This is a genomic window from Capsulimonas corticalis (assembly GCF_003574315.2).
In the GTDB taxonomy this organism is placed as follows: Bacteria; Armatimonadota; Armatimonadia; order Armatimonadales; family Capsulimonadaceae; genus Capsulimonas; species Capsulimonas corticalis.
The window spans coordinates 2235914-2255822 of sequence record NZ_AP025739.1 but is presented as its reverse complement, the minus strand read 5'-3'; the positions used below and the strand labels follow the sequence as shown (position 1 = coordinate 2255822).

The following is a 19909-nucleotide window of genomic DNA, read 5'->3' as shown; positions in this document are numbered from 1 at the left end:
TGGGAATTTACCCTGTAAATTCTCCAGGCTCCTGCCGAAGAATCCCCTAGATGATCATTCACTCCCGCACGCAATTCCGCGTTTGCGGATGAGGATGACCGATAGGTGACGACAATGAATAACGCCTTGATATGGGCGCGAAAAATACTCGTGGGAGCCGGCGCCTTCGCGGCGATGCTTGAACTCGCGCATTTGGTTGCGCCGACCCAAACCGCGGTGGCCGCATTCCGGATGCATTTGGTGCTGGTGACGATGACGCAAAGTCTGGGGCTGACCGGATTTCTCGTCAGCTGGGCGCTGATCGGCGTGCTCTTCGCGGCCGTCGTGGTTCTTGCGTTCGGACGGACCGGCGTGTCGGAACAGATCTCCAAAGCGCGCCGCGAGGCGGAGGCCTATGCGGACGCGCGGCGCAAGGCCGAAACGCAGCTGCGTGAAGCTCAGGAAACGATCGCGGCGCAGGAGAAAGAGATTGCGGCGCTGGAGGCGCGCGTCGAAATATCCGCCGCCGTCGATAGTTTGACCAGCCTGCCCAACCATCGCGCCTTCCACTTGAAACTGACGGAAGAGTGCTGGCGGGCGGCGCGCTACGAAGCGCCGCTCTCCGTCGTCGTTCTCGACATCGATCACTTCCGGGATTACAACGACACTTTCGGCGTCGCCGCCGGGGACGATGTTTTGAAAACGGCGGCGCGGCTTCTTCAGCGCGCGGCGCGCGCCTGTGATTATGTCACCCGCTACGGCGGCCAGCAATTCGCGATCATCCTGCCGGAAGCCACGCGCGTCCAGGCCGAGGCCGCCGCCGAGCGCTTCCGCGCCGTGATCGCCGGCGGGCAGTGGCAAAAGCGCGGGATCGTGGTCAGCGCCGGCGTCGCCGCCATGTCCACCGGGCAGGCCGCCGCCGCGCTCGCCGCGCAGGCCGACCGCGCCGTCGTCGTCGCCAAAACGCGCGGCCGCAACTGCGTCGCTAAGGACTGGGAGCAGCCGGAGCGGCTGGCGGCGTAGCGGAAACAATCTCCGCCTCGCCGGTTTTCACATCCAGCGTCCAATCGTGGGGCGAGGGAAGCGTGAGCTTCCCGTCTCCGATCTCCACCGGCATCCACAGATAGCGCGAATCCCACTGCGTCTTTGGCTTCCAAAGATCGCCCATGAAGATCACGGTCGTCGCCTTCGGGCCGACGACCTTCAGCATCATCGTGGACTGCGCCCCGTAGGTGTTCGCCTCCGGCGGCGCGATGTCTTTGAACTCCGACCAGGGGCCGGCGAGCGATGTCGCCGTCGCGTACTTATTCGGATTGGGATTCCAACCCGTGAGCGCCGATCCAATGGCGTAGTACAGCCCCTGGTAATGGACGACGGCGCCGCCCTCCATGTGCATCGGGATCAAGCATACGTCGCGCTCCACGGTCAAATAGTCATCCGAAAGCCTGGCGATGTGGAAACCGTTGGGCCGGTCCTCAAAGATCAAATAAGCCGAGCCGTCATCGTCCACGAACTGCCCGATATCCCGGCTGATCTGGCCGAGAGGCCGGAAGCTTTTCAGATATTTGTAATCTCGGTCGGCTTTTTTCGATGTCGCGATCCCAACCCTCGCCAGACTGTAGTTGCCGCTGTCGAGATGGAAGTACATTATGTACATCTTGGTCCGGGCGTTATAGAAGACCTTGGGACGCTCCAGCACCCAGCGCTCCCCCAGATTCTCTGGATCCGCAAGCTTCAGCGCAGGCTCGTGAAACTTCCAATGGACGAGGTCTTGGGAGGAGTAGCAGCCGACATAGCGCAGGTTCGGATCGTTGTCCCGCGAACGATACTCGCCAAACCAGTAGTAAGTCTTCCCCTGCTTGAGGATGCCGCCGCCATGCGCCTGGACATGATTGCCCCGGTCGTCCGGCCAAAGCTCGCCGGGATGAATGGTCTGAGGTTTCGCGGACACGCCGGCCGCGCAGGCCAGCGCTCCCACCGCCGCCAGCGCGCAGAGCGCAAAGAGATGACGCATCAAAGCTTCCGATCTCCTGATCTACCGTCCGACTTCGGGGTCGATCTGCCGCACGCGGGTCCGGACGGTAAAGACGCCGTCGCCGCTCAAAATGGCGCCCCGCGCAAACAAACGCCCGCTTTGCCAGTTGGAGAGACCCAGCTCCGGACGCCCGAGCGTGTACTGACCGTCGACCCAGCGCGTAAAACCGTCGCCGACAAAGGGAGCGTTAACCGATCGATAGAACCGTTCGGCCAGCGCGTCATCCGATGTGATGAGGCTGGCGACGAACTGCGGGCTGTAGCGGTTGAACAGCGCCACCGCCTCGTCGGTCGTCTCGACAAGCTTCACCGTCACTTCCGGCGTCTGCTCCCACTCCCATTCGCGCCCCATGTCCTCAATCTCTATCGGCTCGGCGATCGGCTCGGCGACATCGCCTTCGGCGCGCCGCACCTGCGTCACGGTCATGAAGAAATCGGCGGGCACGGCCCGCTCGTCCCCGCGCGCGACATGCAGCTTGATTCCGTGTCCGAGACGCGCGCCCGCCGCTTCCAGTCCGCGCAGAAACGCCTCGACAAGCTCCGGGCGGTTCTGAGGAAGACAAATTGTATTGAGGGTGTTGCAGACCTTGCGGTCGAGAGAATGAAAGACGGCGCGCTCCAGCCGATGCGGATCGGCGGTGTCGTCGGCGACGATCCAGGCGCCTCCGGTCCCATGCAGGCTGACCGGCACGCCGGCCTGGCGCGCGACGCTTCCCAGCTGCTCCACCGCGCGGCCGGAACCACGCGCAACCGCGAGGGAAAGGCGCGGATCGGAGAACATGGCCCACCCCGCCGCCCGGTCCGCGCTGTCCACCAGAGTCGCGGCGCCGGCCGGCAGTCCCGCCGCCGCCAGCGCGGGAGCAAGCGCATGGGCGACAATCGCGCGCGCGGTTCCAAGAGCGTCCGCGCCAATCCGAAACACCACGGTGTTGCCGCTGCGCAGCACGCCGGCGGCGTCGGCGAAAACGTTCGGACGGCCTTCGAATACAAAGCCGACGACGCCCAGGGGCGCCAGAAGCTGCTCGGCGCTCCAGCCCTCATGCTCCGCCCGCTCCACCACGCGCCCGCTCAGGCCCGGCATGTCCCGCCAGGCGCGCAGGCCGTCGATCATCCCGCGCCGCATCTTCTCATTCGCCGCCAGCCGTGTCGTCGATCGGCCTCGCGCCTGCGCCTGCGCCACGTCCGCCGCATTGGCCGCCGCGATCTCGCTCCACGCGCCGGCGTCTTCAAGCCGCAACGCAAACTCTTCAAAGAACCGAGAAACATCGGCGTCGCTCACGGCGGCCATCGCCGCGAACGCATCGGACGCCCGCCCCACGGCCGACTGCGTCTTTTCCGCAACATCGCCGGGGATCCGCAGCAGATCGCCAGTGGACTGCACGACAAGCAGCTTATCTCCCGGATGAAAAGCGGCCGCGAGTTCCTCGGAGACATAAGAGACGCGATCGCCGCCATAAATGACCGGCATGCCGGAAGTGAGCTCAAGGAGCGCAGCGCTGTGTTCCATATCCATCGTTCCCCACCTCTATGATGGACTTATGATACCTGAGCGACGCAAAGAAAAGCCGGCCGGAGCGCGGAGACATGTGAATTGTCTCGTGCTCCGGCCGGCTTATTTCTGAAAGATCGTCTGCTTACGCAGCGAATGTCGAGACGCTGGTGCGGCGCAGAAGCGCCGCGCCGAGCAGGAACATACCGCCGATCATCAAGATCGCAACCGAACCCGGTTCCGGGACGGGGGGAATGAAGTGGGTGCCGCTAAAGGTGCCGCCCACGCCCTTCGACTTGAAGCTGGAGATGTACCCGCCGGAAATCAGGATGCCCTGACTGCCGGTGTGATTAGAGTTCGCAAAGCTGAAGCTGAAGCTGCCGGGATCGTTCGGGAACAGCCCGGCCGCCGTCAGTTTCGTTCCGCCGGAGTAGGTGACGGTGTTCGAGAGGAACGTGACCGTCTGGCTTCCCTTGGCGGCGCTCAGGCTGCTTCCGACGAAAGAACCGCTCAGCAAGTTAGTTGCGCCGTTCGTCACCGAGAAGGAGCCGCCGCTCAGGTTCTCCACGCCGAACGTGGTGCTGTAGGGCGAGGTAACCGTCAGCGGAGTAAAGGTAAAGATGGCGTGCGTTCCGTCAAAAGTGATCGGGACGCCGATGGACTTAAAGATGCCGGCCGAGCCGCCGCTGAATGTGGCGGATGCAGGATGGGTCGGGCTCTCGACGGTTCCGATAGTCACGGCGTTCGCCGCGCTAATGGAGGCCAGCGCCAAAAACGAAGCCGTCAGTACAGCAGATATGGGTTTCAGTGTTTTCACGGGAATGTTCCTTGTCGTTCTAGGGCGAGAATAGGGAATATTAAAACCCTTCTAAGAAGATCGACCGGAATAAGAGACAACCCGTAGATCTCTTATTCCGGCGAATTGCCTTCCGAAAGGTCGCTCGCTTAAGAAGCGAACGTCGAGGCGGCGGGGCGACGGCGTAGCGCCGCGCCGAGGAGGAACATACCGCCGATCATCAGGACCGCAACCGATCCCGGTTCCGGAACGGGGTTGCCGGGGCCATGGCCGCCTCCCGAACCCGGGGTGCCGCTGAAGGTGCCGCCGACGCCGTCGGTGGTGAAGCTATCGATATAGCCTCCAGTAACCTTCACGCCGCTGCTGCCGGTGTGGTTGGAGTTCGCGAAGCTGAAGCTAAAGCTGCCGGTGTCGGTCGGAACCAAACCAGCGGGAGCCAGCTTCGATCCGCCGGTATAGGTAACGGTGTTCGAAAGGAACGTAACGGTCTGGCTGCCGGGTATCGTGCTGAAGCTGCTGCCGGTGAACGTGCCGCTCACCAGGGTGCCCGAGCCGTTCACGACTGAGAAGGAGCCGCCGCTCAAGTTCTCAACACCAAACGTGGTGTCATAGCCGGAGGTAGCGGTCAAAGGCGAGAACGTGAAGGTGGCGTTGACGCCGTCAAACGTAACCGGAACCGACGAGGTGTTGAAGACGCCGCCGGCGCCGCCGGTAAATGTTCCGCCGACGGGATGTGTTGGGCTAGCCACGGTTCCAATAATCGCGGCGTTCGCCACGCTGATGGAGGCCAGGGCTAAAACTGAAGCGGTAAGTGCAGCAACAATGGGTTTCTGTGTTTTCACGGGTATGTTCCTTGTCGATTCGAAATAGAAAACAGGTGTATTCTGCCTGCCTCATTGATTCGGAGACAGAATAACGTTATCGCGATACAACACTGGTAACCCCAGAACCGCACTCCATTTATACCCCATGTAACCACGATTAAACGTAATATTGAGCAAATTTTTTAAAATATTTTGATCAGTAAATAAAGCTAGCCTGCTATTTATTAAATGTAATTTAAAGCACCCCCGCTATTTTTCCGGTTTTTTAGGTTTATGAAAGCAAGCTACATATTACATTAAATTTTAATAATTAACAGAGTGTTCCTAGCGAGCTTAATTTTATTTAATTCGGCTTTTTTTGATTCCTCTGACTCGAAAAAATCTCGTAAATTGCCGACAATCACTCTGTGAGGGACGTTAAGCTTATCCGGATTTTTGCGGTTACCAAGCAAGCTTACAAATACTAAGCAGGCTTTCACAAAAATAAATTTTTGTTATCCGCAAAACTGCCGGTTTTCGTGTTATGATTATGTTTGGGTGCTAGAATTGATTTTTTCGCAATGCGGAAGCTATCGTTTGTCCCCATGCTTCCGCCTTCGGCGCCCACACAAATCTTTTCCGAGCCAATCAATCCGCAAAGGAATCGAATTCCGTTGAACCATAAAAATCTCGCGCCCGTGTCCGCATTCACTGCGGTCCTCGCGCTTTTAACAATAACTAACGCGGCGCACGGCGCCGTAAGCCGATTTTCACTCGCCGGTCATATCCCGCCCGCAGTCGCCGATTCGGACATCGTCGGTCAGGTGCCAAGCAGCAGCCCGGTCAATCTCGCGCTCACCCTTCCCCTGCGGAACCAGACGGCGCTGCGCGACTTGATCCAGCGCCTGCACAATCCCGCCGATCCCCTGTACGGCAAGTACTTGACCCCGGCGCAATTCGCAAGCCGGTTCTCGCCCACTCCGGAAGAATATCAATCGGCCATCGGGTTCGCGCGAGCGAACGGCTTCACCGTCACGCAGCAGCACGCGAACCGGCTGCTCCTCGAAGTCAGCGCTCCGGCCGCCAGCGCCGAGACGGCGTTTGGAGTGCAATTGAGACGTTACCATCAAGCGAATGGTCGCGTATTCTTCGCTCCAGACCGCGAGCCGTCGCTTCCGATCGATATGAAGGGCGTCATCTCGAACGTCGTCGGCCTGGAAAACTCCGTCGTTTGGAAAGCGCACAGCTCGATTGTGACTCCCGCGACAATTGCGGCCAATCCCAATCAAACCGGCTCTGGACCGGGCGGAGGCATGACGCCCACCGACATCCGCGCCGCTTATGGCCTGACGAACGTGACGCAGACGGGCGCCGGGCAGACGCTCGGTTTGTTTGAGCTCGACGGCTACACCCCGAGCGATATCACGGCCTACGAGCAAAAGTACAGCCTACCCGCCGTTCCGCTTCAGAACGTATTCGTCAACGGCGCCACCGGACCGACCGGCAGCGCGAGCGGACAAGGGGAAGTGACGCTCGACATCGAGCTTCAGATCGCTCTGGCGCCGGGCGCCGATAAGATCGTGATCTACCAGGCCCCCAACTCAAGCGCGGGCATTCTGGCTTGCTACAGCAAAATCGCGACCGACAACATCGCCAAGTCTATCAGCACATCGTGGGGAACTCCGGAAGGAAACGTCCCTTATAATGTACTGGACTCCGAGAACGCCATTTTCCAGCAGATGGCGGCGCAGGGACAGTCGATCTTCGCCGCGTCGGGTGACGCCGGCGCGTACGATGACGGCTCGTCGCTCAGCGTCGACGACCCCTCCTCGCAGCCCTACGTCACCGGCGTTGGCGGGACGAGCCTGGCCACCAACGGCGCCGGCGGCGCGTGGAAATCGGAAAAGCCCTGGGCGAACAAGACCGACAAATCGATCAGCCCGCTCGGCTCCGGCGGCGGCGGCGGCGTCAGCACCTACTGGTCGATGCCGTCCTATCAAACCGGCGTTGCCGCAACCGCCACGCTTACCGACCCGACGATGCGCACCGTTCCGGACGTCGCGCTGGCCGCGGACACCTCCACGGGATACTCCATCTATTTCAAAAAGGGGTGGTACATCTACGGCGGCACCAGTTGCGCCGCGCCTCTGTGGGCCGCCTTCACGGCGCTCGTCAACCAGCAGCGCGCCGCAGTCGGCCTGGGAACGCTGGGCTTCGCCAATCCCGCACTGTATTCCATCGGCAAAGACAGCCGTTACGCTTCGGACTTCCATGACACGGCCACCGGAACGAACCTCTACTATCCGGCCATCGCCGGGTATGACGCGGCCAGCGGATGGGGATCGTTCATCGGCGCGAACCTGCTCGCGGACCTTGCCCCGGCGAACTCCACAACGCCGCCGGCGCCCCCGGCCGGTCCCGCCTCCTTGCAGGCGGTCCCGGGAGACAGCCAGGTATCCCTCACCTGGGCTCCGGTGAGCGGCGCCACAAGCTACACCGTGTATCGCAAAACTGCGGCCGCCAACGATACGCTGGCCCCTGTCGGCTCCGGCGTAACAGCCACGGCGTTCGGCAACACCGGTCTTGTCAACGACACGACGTACTACTATCAAGTCACGGCAATGACCGCCGCCGGAGAAACCGCGCCTTCCGCCGTTGTCAGCGCCGTCCCGACCGCGGCTCCCGCCAGTACGACATTGACGCCGATCGCGGACTCCTATGTGACCTCGCTCGCGGCCAACACCGTCATCCATGGCGCGGAAACGCAGATCACTGTCAAGCGCGACTCTAGCTCGACGAGCACTTACCGGCGCACCGCGTATCTGAAGTTCGATCTGACGGGAGTGACCGGCCCGATCACCTCGGCGAAACTGGCCTTGACCCTGAACTCGAACGGCACCGCCGGCAAAGCGCCGCTCAACGTCTACGGGATCAGCGACACCACCTGGACCGAAAGCAGCCTGACCTGGAACGGCGCGCTGGCGGCCGGCGGCCTGACCTCGGCGGACCTGAGCACCGGAACGCTGGCGGCGACCACGCAGGTGACCAGCACCCCGGGCGTCTACACCTGGGACCTGACCAGCTACCTGGCCGACAAGGCCGGACAGATCGTCACCCTCCAGGTCGCCGACCCGGGAACCGACGGCGTCTACTTCTGCTTCAACAGCAAGGAAGCCGCGACCGGAAAGCCGGCGCTGACGCTGACCGTGGCGCCGCCGACCACTCCAACCACGCCGACGAATCCGACGACCCCGCAGTCGGCGACCCTCAACACGATGCCGGTCGCGGACTCTTATGTGACCTCGCTCGCGGCCAACACCGTCATCCATGGCGCGGAAACACAGATCACCGTCAAGCGCGATTCGACCGCGACAAGCACGTATCGACGCACTGCATACCTGAAGTTCGACCTGACCAGCGTTACCCGTCCGATCACCTCGGCGAAACTGGCCTTGACCCTGAACTCGAACGGCACCGCCGGCAAAGCGCCGCTCAACGTCTACGGGATCAGCGACACCACCTGGACCGAAAGCAGCCTGACCTGGAACGGCGCGCTGGCGGCCGGCGGCCTGACCTCGGCGGACCTGAGCACCGGAACGCTGGCGGCGACCACGCAGGTGACCAGCACCCCGGGCGTCTACACCTGGGACCTGACCAGCTACCTGGCCGACAAGGCCGGACAGATCGTCACCCTCCAGGTCGCCGATCCGGGAACCGACGGCGTCTACTTCTGCTTCAACAGCAAGGAAGCCGCGACCGGGCAGCCCATGCTCACAGTTCAATACTAGATCCGTATCGCAACGACAAAAAACGTCAAATCGCCGTCCTCTCATTGAGAGGACGGCGATTTGTCTTAACATCCCATTCCACCATTTCTTGTAAAATCATCACGGGAGCCGCCGTTATGTCTTCACAAAGCGACGCAGCCGGCTTGTTTGCTCCGCGATGATCTGCGGATCGCTCCGCCAATCGAAGCCCGGTCCCACCCCGCCGTACTCCAGCGCCATGCACCACGGCTCCGCCGCGCGTCCGCCCTGTATCTTGGCCAGGACATATTCCAGCAGATCCCAGTCTTGGGCGCCCATCGGCATACTGTCGCGCAATCGCCCGCCCTCATGCGGCTGCGCGCCGGTGACATGCAGCTCACGCAGTTGTCTCAGCGGCAGGGCGGCGATGTATGCGCGCGCGTCGAAACCCAGTTCTTCCGCTGTTAGCCGCACATGAGCGGTGTCCAGCAGCAGGCCGCATCGCGTTTCCTCCACGACCCGGGCGATCACTCCCGGTTCGATGCACGGCCGCAGAACGCTGCCCCGCGCCACCACGTTCTCCACAATCACGCGCTCCGCGCCCAGCCGCGCCACGGCCAGCGCCACATCGGCGATCAGCGCCTCAGCGATTTGCTCTTGATGCGCGGGATCCGTCGTATCCACGGGAACGCCGGGGAAATCGGCGGACCTCGTTTCCAAATGAAGGTTCACATAGGGCGTCGCGGTCTCCGCAAGGACCGACTCGATCCCATCCCAATCGACATCGCGCAAACTGCCGTTTCCAGCGAACAGCGGGAAATGGACGTAAACCGGGCGCGTCCCGCGCGCTCGCTCCAGCAGATCCGGCATATGCACCGACACGTCCGTATCGAACGGCGACGGGCATTTGAAAAGATCGACCGGCAGGAGACCGTCGCGAGCCAGACCGTCGGCGGCGGACGAATAGTTAATGGCGAGCTTCATCATATTATTGAGACCGAGCCCAGGGTGTTTTTCATGGACGGCGACGCGCTGCTGGTATTATTACCGTGAGTATACGCCGGATCGTTTCAAATCGTCGTCGCGAAAGGATAACGCCTCCATGTACGCCATCGCCGCCTGCGCCCTGCTTGCCGTTACGGCGCGCAAAATCGTCGCTCCCACACAGTATCAATCCGCCGGGGAGATTATCCAGGCGGAGGGCCAATTCGTATTCACCGATGGCAGCTCAGGCTATGTCTTCCAGCGCGGCGGCGCATTCCATTCCGTTCCTCTGAGCATGAGCGGGCGGGAGATCACGGGAACGTGGAGCAATGAGGGCGGCCTCATGGTGGTCAAGGGCACATGGGGATGGTTCAACGGTCTCAGCGGGATCAATGACGTGCGCCGAATGAAGCTGGAAATCTTCGGCCCGTTCGAAGTCGACGCCCATCCTCCGAGGTTTTCTTGGATCGCTCAGCCGGCGAAAATATATCGCTGCTACTGCGTCGTGGACGAGTTAGTCCGCACGCCGGGGATCGCGCCGGCCGTCGATAAGACGCCCAAGGCGTTTACCGATGTCCCGAAATCGGACCGCGCCTACGAATGTCTTCGCGATCTGCATGACTGCGGCGTGCTCAAAGACGCGCCGGATTCGCTGTTTCTCAGCCGGGGCGGCGTCGCCACCCGCTGGAACTTTGCCCAAATCACCGCCGAAACCCTGCGAGCGATCGGCGCCGCTCCCGCTCGTCCACACACGGCGCCGACGCCAAGCCCCTTGTTAACTCCGGACGCCGCCAAAAACATGAACGCGCCGAATCCCCTCGCCTCGCTCTCAGTGCTGACGGAAGAATTTTCCAGCGAGCTCACGCAGGGCTTCGCCGTGGATATCCCCGCCGCGCGGCGGCGCCTAAAATTGCTGGCGTCTAAGACCGGAGAATAGCCGCGGTCAAGAGCGTATAATGAAAAAGCAGCAGCAGCCGTACTGTCCAAAGCGGCGCCAATCACATTCTGCGAGGGAGCACGTCACTTGCCCATGAAGATCCGTCGTTTTGTCCGAACGTTTCTCTTCGCGCCGATCGTTGTTCTCGCACTCGCCGCCCAGGCGGCCCCATCGGCGCACGCGGCCTCAGCGGCGCCCGATCAAGTGCCTTTCGCCAGCCGCACGCTCACGATGGGCGCGAACACTTATAAGTTTCAGGTCTTTATTCCAAAGCATCTCAGCAGGAAAACGAATCCGCCGGTTATTCTCTTTCTGCACGGCATCGGCGAGCGCGGGACCGACGGCGCGCAGCAGACCAAGAACGGCGTGCGCCTGCTGATCGCGCAGGATGTGGACAACTTTCCCGCCGTTGTCGTCTGTCCCCAATTGCAGCCGGAAACGCGCTGGACGCAGCCGGCGGTCGAGGAGCTGACGCTCAAGATGCTCGATCAGTGCATCGCGGAGTTTCACGGCGATACCCGCCGCGTGTATCTGACGGGCTTATCCCTGGGCGGCTACGGCTCATGGGAGATGGCGCGCAAATTCCCCAGCCGCTGGGCCGCCATCGCGCCGGTCTGCGGCGGCGTCGTCTTCCCCGCCTGGGTCGGCGCGGCCCCCGAGGAAACCACCGCTTCCGAAAAGGACCCGTATGCCGCGCTGGCTCAGTCGCTCCCCGCCATCCCGATCTGGGACTTCCACGGCGAAGCCGACCCGACCGTCCCCGTCTCCGAATCACGCCAGATCGTCGCCAGCCTGCTCGCCCGCAAGGCCGATATCCGCTACAGCGAATACCCCGGCGTCGGCCACAACAGCTGGGACAACGCCTACGCCGAGCCCGGCCTGCTCCCCTGGCTCCTGTCGCACAAACGGGCGAATTAGGTTAAGCGCTCAATTCACAGGCGCGCCGACGCCTATGAATTGAGCAACCGAAGAAATCTCTGCGCCCGCAGAAAAGCTCCTTGCTGAACAATCGCTCGCTCCTCGGAGTTAGGATATCTATCTGGTGAAGCCACTGACACAGGGCCAATCGATTCCAACGTTTCAAATGCTTTCGCAACACCTTGAAGTCCTTCCCGCACCAGTCCATCCGAAGAGTAAGCATCCATCTTAAACACACGCCCTAGCGCTGTAAGACCATCAGGATAGCGGCGCAGTATATAGTCAATGTCTACAGCGTCTTTATCAGCGCCCTTAATCCTGTCATGAATCGAAATGCCTTTCATCGCCAGCAAGCTGACGGGAGAGCAAACCTGGATATCGGCCTCATGCAAAGCGCCACTGGGAAGCTGTCCTCTGATCTTCACTTTACGCGGGTCAATAAACGCAATATCCATGCCACGCAGTACACTCGCGTATATCCCCTAAACGGATCGAGCCTCTGAGTAGCGTCGAGCGCCATCATATTCTCCGGAGAGAAATTCGACCATCACCGAAATGACACGCCCATCGATGCGAACACGACGATCCCATCGGAATTTCTTTCCTTCGACCTGCTGGTAATTTGCGTAGATTAACTTTTCCTCTAGCGTATCATCCTCGTAATCTGCTAAAGCCTCTGGATCTAAGGCCATATCAACATCGATCGTCCCCTCATGGGGTTCTATATCCTGTGAAAACAGTAATGAGCATGCTGTCCCGCCGACAAATACGATATGATCGAGTTCATTCTCAAAAACAGATGCAATCTCCAATAGCACACGCTTAGCTGCTTGGATAGCTTCCGGCTCATAGTCAGAACGTGTGTTCACCATCGATTGACAATCTCCCGCTCGTAAAGAATTTCCGCCGCCTCATCCGCGCGCCCGCCCAAGCCCTGAAGATCGAGATAAGTTTGTATCGGTGAAGTAATTTTCACCCCGTCAACATCGCGCGCTCCATAAAACACGCCCTCGTCATAAGGGATAAGAAGCGCGATATTCGCTCCAGACTCCACAGGTTCAAGCTCCAAAGCAGAATCGAGGACGGTCAGATCTCCCAAAGCAAAGGCCGTCACACGCTGATAAGAGGCGTGAGGAGCATAGTGGGAAGCCGCAGCGAGCGAAGTGACGGCGCCGGAGATTTCGTTCTGACGGCAAATCTTGGTAAAGTCCCTTTCAAATGAGTTGAGAGCAGATAAGGTATGCCTCAATATGTGAGAATGCTTATTGAGGCGATAATGTGAGGCCCAATCGCGAAGAAGATCCTTCGGACGCGACAGTATCACACCGCCGGAAGTTTCCTCAAGCCATTCTTTCTCCATCAAAAAGCTCTTAACCTTATGCGTCTGGCCAATACTTACTGATACTTCATCCGCTAACCGCTGTAGTCTCCAGGTCTTCGGATGATGATGCAGAAGAGCTCGCAGCACCCTCTCCGCCTTCGGCTGATATAGCGATTTTAACGAGCGCGAATGTGCAAAAGGGTTTGTCTGTCCTTCGACATGAATGTAAACGCCAGGAAATGAGAAATGGCAGTTACCGGCAAGATCCATATAGCTGATCTTCTCGTCCCGGCAAAGGCGCGCCGTTTGCGGAGAGATATAAGGAGCGATAAATGCAGTCTGAGCTTCCGGCATGTCCCTATGATAGCGCTCAAGCTGATAAAACGCCTCGCGCGCATATTTCGGCTCGCCGCTCTTTTTCACTTCGCCAATTACGGTAATACGCCGATCGTGAATAAACGATGCGACAATATCAGGACGCGATCCAGATGGAAGTCTAGGGGATATCTGATATTCCACCTGTCCTTCCGCAATTTGCAGAAGGCATTTTTGCAAGGCGGAAGCAGCGTCTGGAATGACATCGACTTCACGCATATAATTTTCATTATCAATCATATTTTCACCACGTGGTGAAAACCAGTATATCAATGAAAATCCTATTTGTCAATTGACAGAAGGAATCGATTGAGAGTATTCTAACCCTGCTGAAAAAGGTGGACTGGCTTGGTAAGCCCCAGTCATCCTCTCGATCTCCCGAGAGGTCTTTGTTCCATGCGCAAGCGTGAGTACCCACAGCGATCGCGCAGGCGTTTTCACGTCTGCCGCCGTCGACTGAGGGACTGGCGCCGAGCATGCGTGGACATTATTTCCATGGACGTCTGACGCCGAAGTTCCTCATCGTTTCCTATACCCAAGGAGCCATGATGACACTCAATCAAAGGAGCCATGATGACACTCAATCACCTGAACCTCTCGGTCCGCGATGTGACCGAGGCCAAAAACTTCTTCGAAACGTACTTTGATTTTCGCGTGCTGGAGGAGAAGGATCGGCCGCCGCTTACGGTCATGATCGACGAGGGTAACTTTGTCCTCACCGTCAGCAGGCTGACCAGCGAGAAGCCGGTCTATCCCAAAGGCTTCCATGTTGGATTCTTCCAGCCGGATCAGGCGCATGTCTGGAAGCTCTATCATAAGCTCCAGACCGGAGGCTTTGCGCCGCGCGAGCCTGGCCCCGTCCATGGAAGCTTCGGGTTCTATCTCGAAGCGCTCGGCGGCGTCTTAATCGAAGTCAGCTGCTGGGAATAGCCGGGCAAGCGACGGGCGTGGATCCTCAAAGATTCACGCCCGCAACGATGTCGCCTTTGCTGTCGGCCTGAACGATATGTCGGAAGTGTTCATCCGACCGTGTGGGATCTTCAATCGCTTTGCCGCCGTCGTCCACGCCGTCGGGACCAACGCTGTAGAGCCGGTAGGAAGCGCCTTCCTTTCGGTAATTCAGCGAATGGGTCGGCGCAAACGGATCGGCGGGGACGTTTGGGATCAGGGTTGGAGTCAAAGCTGCGAGGCTTTCGGGATAGGCGTGATGCTGCAATTGGTAGGCGCGCAAGGCGAGCTCGACTTCGAGAAAGGCGTTTTGCGTGCGATCCTGGTTGTATTTGATGTCCACGCTGGAGAATACGGGCGCCAGGATCTCTAGATAAAGGTCGCTGTGCGCGGGAGACAAAGGCCCGATCGGCCGGCGGGCGTCGACATCGGCGACGATGGAATCCATGTAATATGTGTAATCGTCCATGATACGGCGTTTGCTCGTTAAGTATGCGGACATCCGGGCGGCCAAGGGCGGCTTCTGCTCCCCCTCATCGCCGCCGCCGGCAAGAGTGAAAAACTGCGTGCGCCAATTCTTCTGGCGGTAGGTTTCCATCAGACCCGCCTGCCCTGTCCATTTCTCCTCTCGGAACGTTTGCGCGAGCGGCGTCGAATTGGCGTCGATCGCTTGCAGGCGAGCTAAGGCGGCCCGCGTTTCTGGAAGGCTCAGATGGCCAATAGCAGTCCGCAGCGGCCTTCGGGAAATGGCGTTCACGGCAATCCCCACAAGCAGAGGGAGCATCGGAGCGCCGCGCGGAAGGTCACTCCCCAGCTTCAAGCCGTCCAGGCTGATCCGCGCCGACGCGCCCCAATCGCCCTGGGCCGCCTGCATCCGCGCGTCAAGCAATAGCAGACGCGCGAAGCGCCGGTCCAGGGCCAAACCCGAATATTCCGTTTTGAAGGACCGGATGGGAGGAGTAAGGTATGAATGCGCCAGGCCCTCCTGAAACGCCGCGAGCGCCAGCGCGTTGTCGCGCAGGATTTGCTGCTGCGCCTCAGTCGGCGTCAGGGTCGTCTTCCCAGCGTTTTGTTTTGCCCAGTCGTCAATCTTATCCGGATCTTTGATCAGCGCCGTGGCGCGGGCGTAGTCGTCGTAGGCGTTCGGCGAGGGAAGTACGGGGGTCGGAATGGAGATGCGTGGATCGGCCTCCAGATTGGCGACGACAAGAACGGCGGCCACGGCAAGGCAGCCGAACACGATCACCGTTCCGAGAAAGATCTTACGGCGGTGGGAGGGCGGCGAGTGACGGGTGATAGGTGTGTCCATGAGAGTCATGAACGCGCCATCACCCGGTTTCGGTTCGCGGCCGGCTCTGTGAATTTAGGCTTACTTGGCTTCAAGCAGAGCGAGCCAATCGCCGCCGGCCGATCATCCCGAAAACCGCTGCGCCGCCGAGCAGCAGGGTGAGGAGTGTTCCCGGCTCGGGAGTCGGGGCGGGGAGCGATCCCTGGAACGTGTTGAGCCGGCCGAAACCATTACCGCGCAGATTATCTCCGATCAGCGTGCCGTCGATATCACCGTTCGAGAAGCTGACATCGGCGTTGGGGGCGAGAACGCTTCCTTCCACATCGATGCGCCCAATGGCGAGCGCGCTCGCCTTGGGAAAGTTCAGCAGCACATGCGCGGAATCGACGCCGTGCAGTTTCATGTCCAAGGCCGCCAGGCGATCGATACGGCCATCGACATTCACCACCACCGTGGCGCCGGGCGGAGCCGAGATATCCAAAACGTTCGTCCGCGCAAGAACAGCAGAGCTGAGGCGGAAAACATTCAATCCCGGCTTCGTTCCTGTCAGCGTAAGAACGCCGCCGGCGTTATGAAGAACGCCGTTTGCTCCGAGCGCGCCAAGCCGCGCGGATGTCCCCAGGCACGACTGCCGCACTTTGTCGAAGTTAAACGGGATCTCAGGCGCATGGTACACGCCGCCGGGAGTGTAGCAGCTATTCAACACAATTCTGCCGCCGGCGTTGACCTGCCCCGCCGGCATTGCAATGCGCGTGAAGGTGACGTTTCCGCCGGCGGAAACGCCCCCATGAAGAATAGATCCATTGACGCCGGTGATATGCTCGCCGGCGACAAGTGTCGAGGGATACGCGGCATCGTCCGCCAGAGCGGTCCCGGCGCCGTAATTTACCAGCTTAAGGTCGGTATAGGCGGCTATTCGCCCCTGTGTTTGAGAATTGTAAAGGCTGGCGCTGCCCAGCGCGAAGAGATTATAGTCGCCGGCGACGCCCAAATTGGCGGCGGATGCGGAGGAAACAGCAGCCGCGAGCAGCAGGGACGAAACAAGCAGGGAGGGCGTTCTCATGAGCAATTTACCTTCCGTCCAATCCCGCAGATCGAATTTTCGGAGCCGAGCGGAATCGGACAATCAAGCCAGTCTTGCCAAGAATTCCTATTTTTACGCGCTTCCAGGTTAATTATTGATAACAATTTCTGCGCGCTCGAACGGATTTTCCATTGACGCCTGTGAGCTTGTCCGCTATAATGACGCCATCTTCCTTGCAGCAATCGGAGGCGCCAATGGATCGTGAAACCGCCGCCCTCATCGGGCGCGCCGCGAAGCGCGGGCTTGTGACCGGGATCGCCGCCGCGCTTTTGCTCGTGACGGTCGTGGGTTATTTCTACCGGGAAAGCATCTCTCTGTTCCGTCAGGGCGCGGTCGTCGGCCTGACCATCGGGATCGGAATCGTGATCGGCGGGACAATTCTCAACATCATCGTCGGCCTGTTCGACCAGACCAAGAACGATATCGCGGGAGGGTAGCATCCTGTCTCCATCATCCTCATCCTCTTCGCCCATGGCGCGCCTTTCGCGCCGCCTCGGCCCTCTTGTCGCATACATCGCCGTCTTAGCCCTGGTCTGGCGTCTGCTGACCGGACCGTGGCGCGTGGGCGCCGAGCACTTTTTCTCCGTGGTGATCTACGGGTTCGGCGCGCTGTGCGGCTTCGCCGTCGCGGTCGCGCTGGGAACGGCGTGGGTATACTTCGCGGGACCGGCGCAGGAGTGGCTGATGGAGCGGTTCTGGGACCCGCCGCAGCCGGCCGCGATCCCGGCCGCGCCCGCCTCCGGCCCCCTGGGCGTGATCGTCTCGGATCTGCATATCGACACCTGGGACTACGCCAAAAGCGGCCCCGTCTCGGAGCGGCAGACGCGCTTCCTGGACCTGCTCGCCACGGTTAAGTCGAACCCGCGCATCGACAGCTTTTATCTGAACGGCGATCTGATGGACGCGCCGCTGCACCCCAACGACAACAAGCCCGAATCGCTGATGCTGCGCCTGAGCGAATCGCTCGCGAACGAGCAGGGCGTGCTGCTCAAGCAATACGACGCCCTTCTGAAACCCCTGCTCCATCTCACGCAGCCCGAACCCGGCCAAGCGCCGGTCCGCCGGGCGATCTTCCAAACCGGCAACCACGATATCGGCGTCAGCGGCCTGCGCTATGTCCAGCCGGACATGCCGGACTATCTGCCCGGCTTTCAAGCCGCGTGGAACCCCTCGATCCTGCTCTGCACCGACGCCGAAGGCGCGGACTACCCGTACTGGACTTACATCGAACACGGCCACCACTGGGATCCCTTCCTGTGGCTTTACATGCGCTACGCCATGATGGACATTCTGCGCTTCGGGCACAAGCGGCGCGAGGCGCAGCTGGTCTCGGGAATGCAGCGCGGCGGCAAGATCGGGATGGGCAAACAGACGATCGTGCCGGACGAACACCTGCTGCCCGCTTCGCCGCGCGGGACAAGCGCCAACCACTTCGCCGGCATGGCAAGCGGACTTGACGCCAAACTCACCCTCCTGCGCTACCGCCAGGCCGCGCGCCGAACCTTCCGGGAGTTCCATCGCGAGGGCCAGAAGAACATCCAGACCATCGTCGTCGGCCACACCCACCACCCTGACCGCTACGTCTTCCGAGGCGGCCAAGTCTACGTCAACACCGGTGACTGGTCCGGCCACACGCAGCACTGCGCCTACTGCGTCATCGACCCCGACGGCGCCGTCCGAGGCCCCTTCCAATGGGAAACCGCGGCGAACGCGGAGTTTTAGGGAAAGTCACGATCGGCGGGTATAACCCACGCATGAACAAGAAACAGATCGCCGCCTTAGTCGTCGGCGTCGCGGCGTGCTTTGGCGTGACGCGCTTCCCGTGGCGCATGAACCTGCAAAACGGCGCGACGCAGACGCTCCCCGATGGAACCATCGTCCACACCATGAACGCGCAGTTCCCGGCGGGGGAGCTTGCCGCGATGATCGCCGTGGCGGCGGTGGCGGGGTTCATCTTCTACAAGGCGCGTGGATAGGGAATCGTGTGATAAATCTCCGCCACTTCGGCGATATGCGCTAAAATCTCCGTCGCGGCGCGGCGAATACGGTCGTCAGGATCGGATTGGGACGCCGTTTGCAGGGCGGGCAGCGCCAATTCGTTCAGGCGCATCAACGCGCTAAAGGCCGCCGAGGGGATCTGGATCTCGTCGGCGTCTTGAGCCGCGAGCGCAAGAAGCGGCGGGATCGCGCGGGCGTCGCCGAGAACTCCCAGCGCCATCACTGCGTCGTACCGCACAGTTCCCGCCAAATCATTCGTCAACTCCATGATCGCCTCAAAGGCTCCTGGGGCACGCGTATACCCAAGCACCCAGACGGCTCGAAAGCGCACACTGGGATTGGGACTTTTGCAGGCGTCGATCAAGAGCCCCAGCGCCCGCGCGCCATAATGACGGATCAAAAGCCGCTCCGCACGCTGCGCGACTTCGTTATTTGCATTGCCCAGGTTGGCGATGTGACTGCGAATCCGGGATTGGGTGGTGGTCATATCCCATTATACTTGGCTTCCCGCTCCCGAATTGTGAAGGAAACCGTTACGACACCGGTGAACAATTAACAAGCAATAACACGAACTTTGGATTTAACCCTCGAATGCTATATGAAGTATTGATATTGGCCGCCGGTCTCGCGGCTCCCAGGCCGCAGGCGGTGAAGAAGTCCCCGAAAACGGTGACGGTTGTGGTTGATTATGTCAACATCGGGAGCGTGGAGTTTAACACGGCCTGGAATCGAGTCCCTAAAGGCAAAGACCACGATGCGCAGCTAATGGCGGCGCTCATGGACGCCGGCGGGACCGATGTGAAGGGAGCGGAAGTCACGACGTCCGACGGGCAAACCGGGCGGGCGGAGACCAAAGCCATGGGCCATGGCACCGTGATCTATGAGGGCAAAGCGCAGCATGTGTTTTTGCAGACGATTTACACGACGGAAGCCACGCCGCGCTTTCTCGGCGACGGATCGCTGTCCGTACACTTAAAGCTTGCCAAGATCGACACCGCGCAGACGCCCGAAAAGGAAAAGCCGCTTCAGGATATCGTTCTAACGACCGCGACCTTCCGCGATGGGCGGACGACGTTGATCGATGGCGATACGAGCACCAAATGGCGCTCCGGCGCGGGCGCGCAGGCGCGCGTTCATGAGCCATGGAAACAAGTGATCTTCGTCACGGCGACGGTCAACACGCCTCAAGTATCCCCGTAACTGCGCGCC

Annotated in this window: 20 protein-coding genes; 9 read left to right on the top strand and 11 right to left on the bottom strand. The window is 60.4% G+C overall.

Annotated features, from left to right (window positions below; genetic code table 11):
- Nucleotides 1-114 precede the first annotated feature (114 nt).
- Nucleotides 115-1002: a GGDEF domain-containing protein gene (locus D5261_RS09605; RefSeq protein WP_119324760.1), complete on the top strand. Its 888-nt coding sequence runs from the start codon at nt 115-117 to the stop codon at nt 1000-1002.
- Here D5261_RS09605 and D5261_RS09600 read toward each other — a convergent pair.
- The 4 genes from D5261_RS09600 to D5261_RS09585 all read right to left on the bottom strand — a co-directional run bounded on the left by D5261_RS09600 (nt 965) and on the right by D5261_RS09585 (nt 5140).
- The gene (locus tag D5261_RS09600; protein WP_119324759.1) at nt 965-1993 is read right to left on the bottom strand and encodes a family 43 glycosylhydrolase; all 1029 of its coding nucleotides are present in this window, start codon (nt 1991-1993) and stop codon (nt 965-967) included. The genes D5261_RS09605 and D5261_RS09600 overlap by 38 nt on opposite strands.
- 21 nt (nt 1994-2014) lie before the next feature.
- Nucleotides 2015-3520 carry an aldehyde dehydrogenase family protein gene (locus tag D5261_RS09595; RefSeq protein WP_119324758.1) on the bottom strand — a complete coding sequence of 502 codons (1506 nt, stop codon included), beginning with the start codon at nt 3518-3520 and terminating at the stop codon, nt 2015-2017.
- 127 nt (nt 3521-3647) lie between these two features.
- A complete protein-coding gene (locus D5261_RS09590) occupies nt 3648-4319 on the bottom strand; it encodes a PEP-CTERM sorting domain-containing protein (protein WP_165864637.1) in 672 nt (223 codons plus the stop codon).
- Between the two features lie 128 nt (nt 4320-4447).
- Entirely contained in the window at nt 4448-5140 is a 693-nt protein-coding gene (locus D5261_RS09585; protein WP_165864636.1) for a PEP-CTERM sorting domain-containing protein, read from the bottom strand.
- Between the two features lie 635 nt (nt 5141-5775).
- Between D5261_RS09585 and D5261_RS09580 the strand changes: the two genes are divergently transcribed.
- Nucleotides 5776-8889, top strand: coding sequence for a CBM96 family carbohydrate-binding protein (locus tag D5261_RS09580; RefSeq protein ID WP_165864635.1), 3114 nt, complete (start codon nt 5776-5778; stop codon nt 8887-8889).
- Between the two features lie 114 nt (nt 8890-9003).
- Here the strand turns inward: D5261_RS09580 and D5261_RS09575 are convergent, their stop codons facing one another.
- Nucleotides 9004-9834: a multinuclear nonheme iron-dependent oxidase gene (locus tag D5261_RS09575; protein WP_119324754.1), complete on the bottom strand. Its 831-nt coding sequence runs from the start codon at nt 9832-9834 to the stop codon at nt 9004-9006.
- Nucleotides 9835-9949: 115 nt separating this feature from the next.
- On the opposite strand from D5261_RS09575, the gene D5261_RS09570 reads away from it, so the two are divergent.
- Nucleotides 9950-10768 carry a hypothetical protein gene (locus tag D5261_RS09570; protein ID WP_119324753.1) on the top strand — a complete coding sequence of 273 codons (819 nt, stop codon included), beginning with the start codon at nt 9950-9952 and terminating at the stop codon, nt 10766-10768.
- 93 nt (nt 10769-10861) lie between these two features.
- Entirely contained in the window at nt 10862-11686 is an 825-nt protein-coding gene (locus D5261_RS09565; protein WP_119324752.1) for a carboxylesterase family protein, read from the top strand.
- A gap of 32 nt (nt 11687-11718) precedes the next feature.
- On the opposite strand, the gene D5261_RS09560 is transcribed toward D5261_RS09565, so the two are convergent.
- From D5261_RS09560 to D5261_RS09550, 3 genes are read right to left on the bottom strand one after another with little or no spacing between them, the layout of a single operon-like run.
- Nucleotides 11719-12141, bottom strand: a complete 423-nt coding sequence (locus tag D5261_RS09560) for a hypothetical protein (RefSeq protein WP_119324751.1) — start codon at nt 12139-12141, stop codon at nt 11719-11721.
- A 27-nt stretch (nt 12142-12168) separates the two neighbouring features.
- A complete protein-coding gene (locus tag D5261_RS09555) occupies nt 12169-12558 on the bottom strand; it encodes a hypothetical protein (RefSeq protein ID WP_119324750.1) in 390 nt (129 codons plus the stop codon).
- Complete coding sequence (locus D5261_RS09550) at nt 12552-13622, bottom strand: type IV toxin-antitoxin system AbiEi family antitoxin (protein ID WP_119324749.1); 1071 nt, start codon at nt 13620-13622, stop codon at nt 12552-12554. Before D5261_RS09550 ends, D5261_RS09555 begins: the two co-directional genes overlap by 7 nt.
- A gap of 330 nt (nt 13623-13952) precedes the next feature.
- Here D5261_RS09550 and D5261_RS09545 point away from each other — a divergent pair, with 330 nt between their 5' ends.
- Nucleotides 13953-14312 carry a VOC family protein gene (locus D5261_RS09545; RefSeq protein ID WP_119324748.1) on the top strand — a complete coding sequence of 120 codons (360 nt, stop codon included), beginning with the start codon at nt 13953-13955 and terminating at the stop codon, nt 14310-14312.
- A 25-nt stretch (nt 14313-14337) separates the two neighbouring features.
- On the opposite strand, the gene D5261_RS09540 is transcribed toward D5261_RS09545, so the two are convergent.
- Complete coding sequence (locus D5261_RS09540) at nt 14338-15648, bottom strand: hypothetical protein (protein ID WP_125206341.1); 1311 nt, start codon at nt 15646-15648, stop codon at nt 14338-14340.
- A gap of 61 nt (nt 15649-15709) precedes the next feature.
- Nucleotides 15710-16681: a choice-of-anchor A family protein gene (locus tag D5261_RS09535; RefSeq protein WP_125206340.1), complete on the bottom strand. Its 972-nt coding sequence runs from the start codon at nt 16679-16681 to the stop codon at nt 15710-15712.
- A gap of 215 nt (nt 16682-16896) precedes the next feature.
- On the opposite strand from D5261_RS09535, the gene D5261_RS09530 reads away from it, so the two are divergent.
- The 3 genes from D5261_RS09530 to D5261_RS09520 are packed head-to-tail and all read left to right on the top strand — an operon-like array spanning nt 16897 to nt 18678.
- Nucleotides 16897-17139, top strand: coding sequence for a hypothetical protein (locus tag D5261_RS09530; RefSeq protein WP_119324745.1), 243 nt, complete (start codon nt 16897-16899; stop codon nt 17137-17139).
- 34 nt (nt 17140-17173) lie between these two features.
- Nucleotides 17174-18424, top strand: a complete 1251-nt coding sequence (locus D5261_RS09525; protein ID WP_119324744.1) for a metallophosphoesterase — start codon at nt 17174-17176, stop codon at nt 18422-18424.
- Nucleotides 18425-18456: 32 nt separating this feature from the next.
- Complete coding sequence (locus D5261_RS09520) at nt 18457-18678, top strand: hypothetical protein (RefSeq protein WP_119324743.1); 222 nt, start codon at nt 18457-18459, stop codon at nt 18676-18678.
- Here D5261_RS09520 and D5261_RS09515 read toward each other — a convergent pair.
- Entirely contained in the window at nt 18660-19187 is a 528-nt protein-coding gene (locus D5261_RS09515; RefSeq protein WP_119324742.1) for a HEAT repeat domain-containing protein, read from the bottom strand. The genes D5261_RS09520 and D5261_RS09515 overlap by 19 nt on opposite strands.
- A gap of 104 nt (nt 19188-19291) precedes the next feature.
- Between D5261_RS09515 and D5261_RS09510 the strand changes: the two genes are divergently transcribed.
- Nucleotides 19292-19900 carry a hypothetical protein gene (locus D5261_RS09510; protein WP_125206338.1) on the top strand — a complete coding sequence of 203 codons (609 nt, stop codon included), beginning with the start codon at nt 19292-19294 and terminating at the stop codon, nt 19898-19900.
- Nucleotides 19901-19909: the final 9 nt, after the last annotated feature.